This is a genomic window from Rhizobium sp. 768_B6_N1_8 (assembly GCF_051811225.1).
In the GTDB taxonomy this organism is placed as follows: Bacteria; Pseudomonadota; Alphaproteobacteria; order Rhizobiales; family Rhizobiaceae; genus Rhizobium.
In genome coordinates, this window is record NZ_JBPWPV010000001.1 from 4578219 (window position 1) to 4590456 (window position 12238).

Consider the following 12238-nt stretch of genomic DNA (forward strand, 5'->3'; position numbering starts at 1 on the left):
GGAATCTTTTTGCGCACCCAAGTTTATATGGACCTTGAAAGGCCGCCGCGCTATCCATGCTGCCATGAAAAAAGGCGATCACCTCTTCCTTATCGACGGTTCGGGTTTCATCTTCCGGGCCTTTCACGCTTTGCCCCCGCTGACACGCAAATCCGACGGCCTGCCGGTCGGCGCCGTCTCCGGTTTCTGCAACATGCTTTGGAAGCTGCTGAGAGATGCACGCGGTACCGATGTGGCTGCCACGCCCACCCATCTTGCCGTCATTTTCGACTACTCGTCGAAGACCTTCCGCAAGGATCTCTATGACGCCTATAAGGCGAACCGTTCGGCGCCGCCCGAAGAGCTGGTGCCGCAGTTCGGCCTGATCCGCGAAGCGACGCGCGCTTTCAATCTGCCTTGCATCGAGACGGAAGGTTTCGAGGCCGACGATATTATCGCGACCTATGCCCGCGAGGCCGAAGCTGTCGGCGCCGATGTGACGATCGTCTCCTCCGACAAGGATCTGATGCAGCTCGTCACCTCGAATGTCCACATGTACGACAGCATGAAGGACAAGCAGATCAGCATCCCCGATGTCATCGAGAAATGGGGTGTGCCGCCGGAAAAGATGATCGACCTGCAGGCGATGACCGGCGATTCCGTCGACAATGTTCCCGGCATCCCCGGCATAGGCCCGAAGACGGCCGCCCAGCTTCTCGCTGAATATGGCGATCTCGATACGCTTCTCGAGCGTGCCCATGAGATCAAGCAGGAAAAGCGCCGCCTGACCATTCTCGAAAACATCGACAAGGCAAAGCTCTCCCGCGAGCTGGTGCGGCTTCGCACCGACGTACCGCTGGAACTCGATCTCGACGCGCTCGTCCTGGAACCACAGAATGGCCCCAAGCTGATCGGTTTCCTGAAGACCATGGAGTTCACGACGCTGACGCGTCGTGTCGCGGAATTCTGCAATTGCGATGCCAGTGAGATCGAGCCAGCCTTCGTGAAGATCGAATGGGGTGCGGATGCGCATGGCCCGGATCTCGACGCCGAGGAGCCGAAGCCTGTCGCCGGCGCTGTGCCTGACATAGGTGGGGAAGCCGTCGCCGTTCCGCCGCGCGCGAAAGCGAAGACCGCGGTCGAAGGCACGTTTGCGCCTGCGGATCTTGCCAAGGCACGTGCGGAGGCCTTTGCGAGCCTGCCGTTCGACCATTCCTCCTATGTGACGATCCGCGACCTTGCGACCCTCGACCAATGGATCGCCGATGCCAGGGATACCGGCCTCGTCGCCTTCGATACGGAAACGACCTCGCTCGACGCCATGCAGGCCGAGCTCGTCGGTTTCTCGCTGGCGATTGCCGACAACACCGCCGATCCGACCGGCACGCGGATCCGTGCTGCCTATGTGCCCATCAACCACAAGACGGGTGTCGGTGATCTGCTCGGTGGCGGTCTCGCCGACAACCAGATCCCGATGGGCGATGCGCTGTCGCGGCTGAAGGCGCTGCTGGAGGATGAATCGATCCTCAAGGTGGCGCAGAACCTGAAGTATGACTACCTGCTGATGAAGCGTTACGGCATCGAGACGAAGAGTTTCGACGATACGATGCTGATATCCTACGTGCTCGATGCCGGCACCGGCGCGCATGGCATGGACCCGCTGTCGGAAAAGTTCCTCGGCCACACGCCGATCGCCTACAAGGATGTCGCCGGCTCCGGCAAGTCGAACGTTACCTTCGACCTCGTCGATATCGAGCGCGCGACACACTATGCCGCCGAAGACGCCGAAGTGACGCTGCGTCTCTGGATGGTGCTGAAGCCGCGCCTTGCCGCCACCCAGCTGACGCGCGTCTATGAGCGCCTCGAACGTCCGCTCCTGCCGGTTCTGGCTCGGATGGAAGCGCGCGGCATCACGGTCGACCGACAGATCCTTTCGCGCCTCTCGGGCGAACTGGCCCAGGGTGCAGCCAGATACGAGGATGAAATCTATCAGCTTGCCGGCGAGAGGTTCAATATCGGCTCTCCCAAGCAGCTTGGCGACATCCTGTTCGGCAAGATGGGTCTTGCCGGTGGCACCAAGACCAAGACCGGCCAGTGGTCGACCTCGGCAAGCGTGCTGGAAGACCTGGCGGCAGCCGGCTTCGAGCTGCCCCGCAAGATCGTCGACTGGCGCCAGCTCACCAAGCTGAAGTCTACCTACACGGATGCGCTTCCGGGTTACATCCATCCGGAAACGAAGCGGGTGCACACCTCCTATTCGCTGGCATCGACGACAACAGGCCGTCTTTCTTCCTCGGAGCCGAACCTTCAGAACATTCCGGTGCGCACCGCCGAAGGCCGCAAGATCCGCACCGCCTTCATTTCGTCGCCGGGTCACAAGCTGATCTCGGCCGACTATAGCCAGATCGAGCTGCGCGTGCTTGCCCATGTCGCCGAAATCCCGCAGCTCGTGCGCGCCTTCGAAGACGGCATCGACATCCATGCGATGACCGCTTCCGAAATGTTCGGCGTGCCGGTCGAGGGCATGCCGGGCGAAGTGCGCCGCCGCGCCAAGGCCATCAACTTCGGCATCATCTACGGCATTTCCGCCTTCGGCCTTGCCAACCAGCTTTCCATCGAGCGTTCGGAAGCCGGCGACTACATCAAGAAATATTTCGAACGCTTCCCCGGCATCCGCGATTACATGGAAAGCCGCAAGCAGATGGCCCGTGACAAGGGCTATGTCGAAACGATCTTCGGTCGCCGAATCAATTATCCGGAAATCCGCTCGTCGAATCCTTCCGTCCGCGCCTTCAACGAACGTGCTGCCATCAATGCGCCGATCCAGGGCTCGGCCGCCGATGTCATCCGCCGCGCCATGATCAAGATCGAGCCGGCGCTTGCCGAGGCCGGCCTTGCCGATCGGGCCCGCATGCTCTTGCAGGTGCACGATGAATTGATCTTCGAGGTCGAAGACGAGGATGTCCAACAGGCGATGCCGATCATCGTCTCGGTCATGGAAAACGCCACCTCGCCGGCGCTGGAAATGCGTGTGCCGCTTCGCGTCGACGCACGCGCCGCCACCAATTGGGACGAAGCTCACTAAAGCATGTCGCGCAAAAGTGTGTAACGGTTTTGCGGTAACGACATACGAAAACGAAAGCCTAAAGTGCGGCAAGCGAATCTGAAAGATCGCGACGCGCTTTAGGCGCTTCGTCAGATTACCCCAAAGATTTTTCCTGAAGAGTCAAATCTCTGAAACCAATGAGGTTTCGTCTTTTTGGTCGTCCCGGAACGAGACGGCTGGAAGGAACTTATTAACCTTCATTTCCTATCCGGAAGGATGTCAGAATTTACCAAGCGTGAGTGAGTAACTGTCGCATGCGTTTTCCTAGAACCAATTTGACGGATGCCGGAGATTTCTCTTCCGGACTTGAAGCTGAACATCCCGTGGAAAATGCACCCGTGGAATATGAGGGCGAAAAGCCGGTGCCGCCGCTCTGGCAGAGCAATTTCTCGCTCGCCCCGAACGTCCGCTTCACCCGCACGCCGGAAACGCTGATCAGCAAGCGCCGCGCGCCGGAAGAGCCAGGTCGTGAGGAAATCGTTGTGCCTCCCCCGCAGGCCGTAGCAGCGCCGCAACCCTTAGCAGCACCGCAGATGCGCGCGCCGATCACGGTGAACGTACCCTTCGATATCTATCTGCCCGAAGTGGCCGAACCGATCGCCGCGCCGCAGCCGGAACCTCAGCCGCAGCCCGTTGTCGCAGTTCCCGTCGAAACCACGCTACGCGCAGCAACAGAGCTTTCCTCCATTTCGGATTTCGCCTTCTGGGAAGTCATGGCCTTCGAGGAGGCAGATGTCAGTCCGTCGCGTACCCCGGTCATCGCATTGCAGCAGGCCGAACCCGAATCGATCACCTCGCGCTTCCGCATCATGGAATGGCGCCCGGGCCGGCATAATCCGGCGCCGGTGGCACCGCGCGCAACGCTGCCTGTCACACCCGCGCCAGCCCGCCCCGCACGTCCTCCGGCTGTACGTGCTGCCCAGGCTCCGGTCGCCCCAACTCCGGTCGCTCAGGCTCCGATAGTTCAGGCCTCAGCAGCTCAGGCTCCAGCAGCTCAGGCTCCAGTAGTCCAAGCACCAGTAATTCAGCCGCCTGTGGTTCAGTCGAATCAGGCACCGGCGGATGTCCGGCCCGCGTCGCGTGTCGAAATCGCCGCACCTGCACTGTCCCCGGTTCGTCCGGCCCGCATGATCGTCGAGAAGGTCGATGCATCGGGCTACGAATTCCCGCCGCGCGCCCTGTTGCAGGAGCCGCCGGAGCGGCTCGGCGAGATCATGTCGCAGGAAACGCTCGAGCAGAATGCCGGCCTCTTGGAAAGCGTGCTGGAAGATTTCGGCATCAAGGGCGAGATCATCCATGTCCGCCCCGGCCCGGTCGTCACACTCTATGAATTTGAGCCGGCGCCGGGTGTAAAATCATCCCGCGTCATCGGCCTTGCCGATGATATCGCCCGCTCCATGTCGGCGCTGTCTGCCCGTGTTGCTGTCGTTCCCGGCCGCAACGTCATCGGCATCGAACTACCAAATGCGACACGTGAAACCGTCTATTTCCGCGAGATGATCGAGAGCGACGATTTCGATAAGAGCGGCTACAAGCTGGCGCTCGGCCTCGGCAAGACGATCGGCGGCGAACCCGTGATCGCCGAGCTTGCCAAGATGCCGCATCTGCTCGTCGCAGGTACCACCGGCTCGGGCAAATCCGTTGCCATCAACACGATGATCCTGTCGCTGCTCTACCGCATGACGCCGGAGCAGTGCCGCCTCATCATGGTCGATCCCAAGATGCTGGAACTCTCCGTCTATGACGGCATTCCGCACCTGCTGACGCCCGTCGTTACCGATCCCAAGAAAGCCGTGATGGCGCTGAAATGGGCGGTGCGCGAGATGGAAGAGCGGTATCGCAAAATGTCGCGCCTCGGCGTGCGCAATATCGACGGCTATAATGGCCGCGTCTCCCAGGCCCGCGAAAAGGGCGAGACCATCCATATCATGGTCCAGGTTGGCTTCGACCGGCAGACGGGTGCGCCGATCGAGGAGCAGCAGGAGCTGGATCTCGCGCCGATGCCCTATATCGTCGTCATCGTCGACGAAATGGCCGACCTGATGATGGTCGCCGGCAAGGAGATCGAAGGGGCGATCCAGCGTCTGGCGCAGATGGCGCGTGCCGCCGGCATCCATCTCATCATGGCAACCCAGCGTCCATCGGTCGATGTCATTACCGGCACGATCAAGGCGAACTTCCCGACCCGCATTTCCTTCCAGGTGACCTCGAAGATCGACAGCCGCACGATCCTCGGCGAACAGGGCGCTGAACAGCTGCTCGGCCAGGGCGACATGCTGCATATGCAGGGCGGCGGCCGCATCTCCCGTGTCCACGGCCCCTTCGTTTCCGACGCGGAGGTCGAAAAGGTCGTGGCACACCTGAAGACGCAGGGCCGGCCGGAATATCTCGATACGGTCACGGCCGGCGAGGAAGAAGAAGCCGAGGATGAAGAGGACGGCGCCGTCTTCGACAAGAGCGCCATGGGCGCCGAGGATGGCGACGAGCTCTACCAGCAGGCCGTCAAGGTCGTCATGCGCGACAAGAAGTGCTCGACCTCCTATATCCAGCGCCGCCTCGGCATCGGCTATAACCGCGCTGCCTCGCTCGTCGAGCGCATGGAGAAGGAAGGGCTGGTCGGCCCGGCAAACCATGTCGGCAAGCGTGAAATTGTCTCGGGGCGCGGCGACGGCGAATAATCGGATCGCGGCTGGTTATCCTTCCTCGGAGGCCAGCCGCAGCGTCTCGAGCACGAAGTCACGCTTGCCGCCGGTATAATAATCCCAATCGTCATTTGCCTCGCCCATGAGCTTCATCTTAAGGGCGGCATAGGCCTCTGCTCTTCCCGGATGTGAGCGCAGATAGTCCCGAAAAGCGATCCGGTCTCCCAGCACGGCATTATCCGTCGTGCAGAGATAAAGCCGCGCGCCGTACGAGCCCTTGCCGCTGGTGAATGTCCAGGTCTGCTGCTGGTACTTGTCGCCATGGAAGGTGTAGGTGCCGAGCGATTGCACACGTTCGATCGCCTCGGGAAGCGCATCCGCATGCACAAAAGCGGCATGCAGATCGATCTTCGGCTTGGCCGCCAGTCCTGGGACGGATGTGCTGCCGACGTGATGAAAGACGGGAAAGAGATCGGCAAGAAACGGCTCAAGCTCGCCGACGATCTGACGGAAGAGAGACGGCCATTCCGGGTCATAGTCGACGACACGAATGGCCATTCTCGTTTCCTGTCTCGTTCAGACGATTTCCTTCAGGAAACCATCCAGGATGTCGATCATCTTGCGCTCGGCCTCTTCCAGCGAGTCACTGTTGTCGAGCTCCACGACATCGTAGTCGCCACGCACCGTCAGCGGGCCGCGGGCGAGGCGGGCCATGATGTCCTCATGCGTCTCGCGGCCGCGCGCTTCCAGGCGGCTGGCCAGCACTTCCGGGCGAGCCGTCACATTGATGACCTTCAGCCGCGGAAAGGCGGCTTGGAAACGGTGCAGCGCCGAACGTGAACCATTCGCAACGACAATGTGGCCCTTGGAAAGTGCTACGGAAACCTCCCCCGGGATGGCGTATTTGAGACCATGCGCCTCCCACCAGACGGCAAAGGCGCCGGCCTGCTCCATCGATGCGAATCCGGCATCCGAAACGGCGAGATGCTCTTCTCCGCCGGCAGCGCCGTCACGGGTGATGATGCGGCGGGCAAAATGCACGTCTTCCCGGCGATCGAAATGCCGGGCCGCAAGGTTCATCAGCGTGTCTTTGCCAGCCCCGCTCGGACCGACGACGACGACCATGATGCCGCGCTCGGCACCGGCGCCCGGATGGGGTTCGTGTGACATCATCATGCGACACGGCGTCCTTCACGCCAGACGGAACGGGTCACCGGCACGCCATGCGAGCGGTGGACGCGGACAAGATCGGCACGCAGGCCGGTTTCGATGCGGCCGCGATCGTTGAGGCTGACGGTGCGTGCTGGCGTTGCCGTCACCATTGCAATTGCCTTCGACAACGTAATGCCCTCAACTTCGTCGGCAAGGATGAAAGGCGCATGCAGCAGGCTGAGCGGCACATAGTCGGATGAAAGCACGTCGAGAACACCGAGCTGCGCCAGATCACGCGCGGCGATATTGCCGGAGTGCGATTTGCCGCGCACGATGTTCGGCGCGCCCATCAGAACGCTCATGCCGTTTTCATGCGACAGCCGGGCTGCGTCTATGCTGGTCGGGAATTCGGCCAGGCGAACGCCGTTTTCAATCGCCTCGTCGACATGGGAAGATGTGGCGTCGTCATGGCTCGCAACTGTGATGCCGCGTTCGGCGCAGACCTTGGAGATCGCGTCGCGATTTGGTGTCGAATTGCGATCGGACTCGGCGATGCGTCTGGCGCAGAAGCGGGCGAACTCCTCATCGGAAAGACCGCGCTTCTTCTGATAGTAAAAGATGTACTGGTCCATTGTCTGGAACTGGCGCTGGCCGGGCGCATGGTCCATCAGCGAGACGAGACGAACATAAGGGTCGTTTTCAAAATCGGCGAAGTGCTGCAGCACGTTGTCGGCTGAAACCTCGCAACGCAGATGGATGAGATGCTCGGCACGCAGGCGCCCTTCCTTTTCGGCGGACTGAATGGCATCGGCCATCTCGCGCATTTCGCCGTGCTCGAAGCCGCCGTCTTCGTCAGCACCCATGCGCAGGCAGTCGAAGACCGTGGTGATGCCCGAGGTGACGATCTGCGCATCATGGGCCTGGATGGCCGCCGTCTTGTTCCAGCGGATGCCCGGACGCGGCGAATAGTGGCCTTCCAGATGGTCCGTGTGCAGCTCGACGAGACCGGGAATGATGTAGTCGCCCTCAAAGTCTTCGCCGGCTACCGAATTGCCTTCCGAAATATCGGCGATCTTGCCGTCGCGGATCAGGATAGAGCCCGAAAGAATATCGTCCTCGAGAACGATACGGGCGTTTGAAAGAACGGTTTCTTTGCTCATGTCAGAAAATCTTTCAGCTTTTGGCGCCAGCAAGAGGCAGCCATGTGTGGACTTTGAAAGGCGCGCCGCGCGCCTCCTCGCTAAAGACGGCAAGGCCGGAAATGCGAAGCGGCCTGCCGGTAAAAGCTGCGAAACGCTCCGTCAGGATCGCCCTCATCACTTCCGCGCGCTCTTCCGGCACCTGGCCGGTTAACGTCATGTGGAAGCCGAAGTCATCCATGACATATGGATAGCCCCAGCGCATGAGATTATTGCGCTGGCTCTCAGAGAGCCTTTCCGGTTTGCGCCTGATAATATCGGCCTCGGAAAGTGCCGCCCGGAATGGTTCGAAAGACTTTACCACCTTTGCCGCGAAATCCTGAAGCGGTTGGTGCAGCGAACCTGGCACAAGAGCAAAGAAGCGACCGAGCTGGCCGAGCACCAGCTCCGGGATTTCAAAGGCCGGCGTGTTGGCGGCGAAATCTTCGACGACCGCCATCAGGTCCTTTTCGGTCACGGTGGAGGCAAGCTCGAAGGGCGCCTTGATCGTCGCATGGAAGCCATAGCGGCGCGGATCCGCTGTCAATTCGAATTGTTCGCCAGCCGGCAATGTCTCGTATTCGGGTGCAGGATAGGCCTCGCCGGTAAAGGCATCACGGCCGAGCCAGACGGAGGCCGCATCCGTCAGGGGATCATCCTTGGACGGCGAAAAATAGAGAGCGTAGCGCAAGGCTTTTATCCTGGAGATCGTCCGAACGGGGAGGGCAATGTGCAGTGATTTGGCGGCGAACCGCAAGCACGCTCCGGCTAAAAGATTTCCATGACAGAATGATGATGACGGCAGGGCCGTCATCATCTTTTACTTGGGCTCAATGACCGGCCTGGGTGCCCATCAGGCGATGGCGCAGCGCGTTCGATGCGGCGTCGAACAGGAAGACGACGATCAGGATCAGGATGACCATGTAGGCGACATTTTCCCAGTTGGAGTTGGTGCGCATGGCCTCCCAGAGCTTGAGACCGATACCGCCGGCGCCGACGGCGCCAATGATCGTTGCGCCGCGCACGTTCGATTCCCACTGGTAGAGTGTCTGGCTGACGATAACAGGAACGATCTGCGGCATGATGCCGTACCGATGAACGAGTACGGTCGAGGCGCCTGTCGACTTCACGCCTTCACGCGGCTTGTTGTCGATGTTCTCAAGGCCTTCCGAATAGAGCTTTCCAAGCGTGCCGGTCTCCGTGAGGAAGATGGCGCCGGAACCGGCAAGCGGACCCGGACCGAAGGCGCGCGTCAGGAAGAGCGCCCAGATCAGCATGTCGACCGAGCGCAGGAAATCAAAGGAGCGTTTCAGAGCCTGATTGAGGAACCTGTTCGGCGTGATGTTACGCGCCGCCATGAAGGCGAGCGGGAAGGCCGCGAGCGAGCCGAGCAGCGTGCCGAGGAAGGCCATCACGATGGTCTGGAAGAGCTTGGTCCAGACGTCGCCATGCTGCCATTCGCTGTTGTTCCAGATGCTATCGAAGGCGAGTGACAGGTTCGACTGGTCGGGATGGATGCGCGGGCCGGAAACGATAAGGCTGATGACTTCGCTTGCCGGCTTGTCGAAAAAGGGCGACTGCGTGTCGAAGACAAAGTTCGCCCAGCCGATGAAGCGCTTGCGCACCTTCACGCGATCGACCGAGATGCTGACATCGCCGGCAAAGCCAAGATTGGCGAGCACGTTATCGTCATAGACCGTCATCCAGTTCGGAACCGGACCTACAACCTTCGGCGCGCCACTGGTAACGTCGACCGGCACCGTGACGCCATGGGCTGTGATCACCGTCTGGCTCTTGCTGACGGTCACCGTGCGGCCGCTGCCGCTGACGAGAACCGTGATGCTGCCATCGGCATTGGCCTTCACCCAGTCCGGATGCGGATCGTCGCCAAGCGGCGAAAAGCGCGGGTAACGTGTCTGGATCGTGCCATCATCCTCGAGACGGAATTCCGGCTGCACATCGTAGCTGATCCACTGGCTCATATAGATGCCGAAGCGTTCCCAATGGGCTTCGGCGATGACTTTCGGCAGGTCGAAGAACCAGACGGCGTAGCTGCCGTAGAGGATCGTCGCGAGAACGATCAGCAGGCCACCGAAACGCTGGCGAAAGGACCGGTGGAAATATTCCGGGTAGCGCGTTTCGATCTCATGCATGCGGTTTGCGTCGATTACCGTCATGGCGGCCTCAATGTTGCAGGAGGAAGGCGTGTTCGCCGACGAGCCGGCGGCGCAGCCAGGCGGAGAACTGGTCGACCGCGACGATCGTCACGAAGAGCAACAGCACCAGCGCCACGGTCTTGGCACCGAAGCCGCGGGAAATGGAGAGCTTGAGCTCTTCACCGATACCGCCGCCGCCGACGGCGCCGATGATGGTGGATGCGCGCACGTTGATCTCAAGGCGCAGCAGCGCGTAGGACGCATAGTTCGGCATGACCTGCGGCAGCGCGGCGAAACGCACGCGCTCTATCCAGTTCGCGCCGACGGCCCTCATGCCTTCGTCCGGTTTCATGTCGATATTCTCGGCGACTTCGTAGAAGAGCTTGCCGAGTGCGCCGATCGTATGGAGCGTGATCGCGATGATGGCGGCTACCGGACCGATCGACAGGATTGCCGAAAACAGGCCGGCGATGACGATCTCGGGAAAAGCGCGCAGAAATTCCATGAGGCGCTTGGTAAAGATGCGCAGCGGCCAGTTCTTCGTCAGATTGCGCGCTGCAAAGAAGCTGAGCGGAACCGCGAAGATGAAGGCGATGATGGTCGAGACGAGCGCGATATTGATCGTGATGATCATCAGCTCGAAATATTCGGGAATATAGAAATCGCCCCAGACGTAGACGCGGCCCTTGAAGAAGTTGAATTCTTCGCCGCCCTTGTCGTTCGGGCTCGCTATGTCGAAAAGCGCGCGCCAGACGTCGGCCCAGTCCTTCGGGATCAGCCAGCTCAGGAAGTCGAAAAGGTGCGGAAGGCGGTCGAAGAAGTGACCGGCATTGCTTTCGTCGGCAAAACGCACGGAGCTTACGAAGGCCGCGAACAGGATGACCAGACCGAGGATGGTGTAGAAGCGCCGCCTGGCGATCATCTTGTCCCAAGCGGTGGCGATATCCTTCGTGCTCTGCATCGGCACATGCGGTTGTGTATCGGCAATAGTCATGAGCGCCTCGCCTGGTCACAAGAAAAAGGGCGGCCGTTGCCGGCCGCCCCGTATACGAATGGCGCAATTAGCCGCCGATGGCAGCCTTACGAACTTCTACAACGGCGTTGTAGAAGTCGTGCTTGACCGGGGAGTAGCCCTTGTAGTCGCCGCCTTCGATAGCTGCGAAGCACTTGTGGTCCTTCTCCGGCAGAGCGGTGAAGAAGGTGGTGAGCTTCTTCTGCCATTCTTCGCCGAGAGCGTTGCGAACGACGAGCGGGCCGTTCGGGATCAGCGGCGAACGCCATACTTCAACCAGCTTGTTCGGGTCGACGGCGCCCTTGTCGACTTCCTTGCGGAAGGTACCGGAGGTGTAGCCGTCCTTGAAATCGCCGATGCCCGAAGAGTCGTCAACAGCAACGTCGACCTTGCCATCATAAGCAGCGAGAAGGTTGTTCTCGTGGCCGCCGTTGAACTGCGTGGAAGAGAAGAACTTGTCGTTCGGCATGCCCGTGTCCTTCGGGATCTGCGTCAGCGGAACGAGGTAGCCCGAGGTGGAGTCCGGATCGGCGTAGCCGAGCTTCTTGCCCTTGGCGTCCTTGATCGTCTTGATGCCGGAGGACTTCAGAGCGAGACCGATCGAGTAGTAACCCGTGGAGCCATCCTTCTGCTGCGTCGTCAGGATCGGCGTAACAGCCTTGGCGTCCTTGATGTAAACAGCTGCGTAGCCGGAAGCGCCGAGTTCAGCGAAGTCGAGCGTGCCGCCGAGGAGACCCTGGATAACGCCGTCGTAGTCAGCAGCCGGGAAGAGCGAAACCTTCTCGAAGCCGAATTCCTGTTTCAGGTGGTCTGCAAGGCAGGCGTAGTTGCGCAGGCGGTCGGTTTCGTTTTCGCCGCCGAGAATGCCGATGCGGAATTCCTTGAGGTCAGCGGCATTGGCAGCGCCGGCTGCGAGCGACAGCATCGCCGTCGCAGCAAAAAGTGCTTTCTTCAACATGGGTTCTCTCCTGAATGACCGGGGCTCGGTCGTTTTGTTAAGAAGAAATGTGCCC

The 12238-nt window shown here is 60.6% G+C and carries 9 protein-coding genes; 2 read left to right on the plus strand and 7 right to left on the minus strand.

The features are described 5' to 3' along the window. The first annotated feature begins 64 nt into the window (after nt 1-64). Both polA and AB8B33_RS23150 read left to right on the plus strand, forming a co-directional pair. Nucleotides 65-3064, plus strand: coding sequence for a DNA polymerase I (gene polA / locus AB8B33_RS23145; RefSeq protein ID WP_113320513.1), 3000 nt, complete (start codon nt 65-67; stop codon nt 3062-3064). 275 nt (nt 3065-3339) lie between these two features. Next, nucleotides 3340-5763 carry a DNA translocase FtsK gene (locus AB8B33_RS23150; protein WP_113320514.1) on the plus strand — a complete coding sequence of 808 codons (2424 nt, stop codon included), beginning with the start codon at nt 3340-3342 and terminating at the stop codon, nt 5761-5763. Between the two features lie 15 nt (nt 5764-5778). On the opposite strand, the gene AB8B33_RS23155 is transcribed toward AB8B33_RS23150, so the two are convergent. From AB8B33_RS23155 to phnD, 7 genes are all read right to left on the minus strand, one after another. Further along, nucleotides 5779-6285, minus strand: a complete 507-nt coding sequence (locus AB8B33_RS23155; protein ID WP_113320515.1) for a GrpB family protein — start codon at nt 6283-6285, stop codon at nt 5779-5781. Nucleotides 6286-6303: 18 nt separating this feature from the next. Further along, a complete protein-coding gene (gene phnN / locus AB8B33_RS23160; RefSeq protein WP_439017293.1) occupies nt 6304-6897 on the minus strand; it encodes a phosphonate metabolism protein/1,5-bisphosphokinase (PRPP-forming) PhnN in 594 nt (197 codons plus the stop codon). Between the two features lie 2 nt (nt 6898-6899). After that, on the minus strand, nt 6900-8039 hold the full coding sequence (locus tag AB8B33_RS23165; RefSeq protein ID WP_113181385.1) for an alpha-D-ribose 1-methylphosphonate 5-triphosphate diphosphatase: 1140 nt from the start codon (nt 8037-8039) through the stop codon (nt 6900-6902). A 13-nt stretch (nt 8040-8052) separates the two neighbouring features. Beyond that, the gene (locus AB8B33_RS23170) at nt 8053-8748 is read right to left on the minus strand and encodes a DUF1045 domain-containing protein (protein WP_113320516.1); all 696 of its coding nucleotides are present in this window, start codon (nt 8746-8748) and stop codon (nt 8053-8055) included. A gap of 139 nt (nt 8749-8887) precedes the next feature. Then, the gene (gene phnE, locus AB8B33_RS23175) at nt 8888-10234 is read right to left on the minus strand and encodes a phosphonate ABC transporter, permease protein PhnE (RefSeq protein ID WP_439017006.1); all 1347 of its coding nucleotides are present in this window, start codon (nt 10232-10234) and stop codon (nt 8888-8890) included. A gap of 7 nt (nt 10235-10241) precedes the next feature. Then, nucleotides 10242-11207: a phosphonate ABC transporter, permease protein PhnE gene (gene phnE / locus AB8B33_RS23180; RefSeq protein WP_113320518.1), complete on the minus strand. Its 966-nt coding sequence runs from the start codon at nt 11205-11207 to the stop codon at nt 10242-10244. Nucleotides 11208-11274: 67 nt separating this feature from the next. Next, the gene (gene phnD / locus AB8B33_RS23185) at nt 11275-12183 is read right to left on the minus strand and encodes a phosphonate ABC transporter substrate-binding protein (RefSeq protein WP_113320519.1); all 909 of its coding nucleotides are present in this window, start codon (nt 12181-12183) and stop codon (nt 11275-11277) included. Between the last annotated feature and the right edge of the window lie 55 nt (nt 12184-12238).

Excerpts from the sequence above, each read along its gene's own strand:
- AB8B33_RS23165 (WP_113181385.1), bottom strand. The coding sequence starts at position 8,039 with ATGAGCAAAGAAACCGTTCTTTCAAACGCCCGTATCGTTCTCGAGGAC.
- phnN (WP_439017293.1), bottom strand. The coding sequence starts at position 6,897 with ATGTCACACGAACCCCATCCGGGCGCCGGTGCCGAGCGCGGCATCATG.
- phnD (WP_113320519.1), bottom strand. The coding sequence starts at position 12,183 with ATGTTGAAGAAAGCACTTTTTGCTGCGACGGCGATGCTGTCGCTCGCA.
- phnE (WP_113320518.1), bottom strand. The coding sequence starts at position 11,207 with ATGACTATTGCCGATACACAACCGCATGTGCCGATGCAGAGCACGAAG.
- AB8B33_RS23150 (WP_113320514.1), top strand. The coding sequence starts at position 3,340 with ATGCGTTTTCCTAGAACCAATTTGACGGATGCCGGAGATTTCTCTTCC.
- AB8B33_RS23155 (WP_113320515.1), bottom strand. The coding sequence starts at position 6,285 with ATGGCCATTCGTGTCGTCGACTATGACCCGGAATGGCCGTCTCTCTTC.
- phnE (WP_439017006.1), bottom strand. The coding sequence starts at position 10,234 with ATGACGGTAATCGACGCAAACCGCATGCATGAGATCGAAACGCGCTAC.
- polA (WP_113320513.1), top strand. The coding sequence starts at position 65 with ATGAAAAAAGGCGATCACCTCTTCCTTATCGACGGTTCGGGTTTCATC.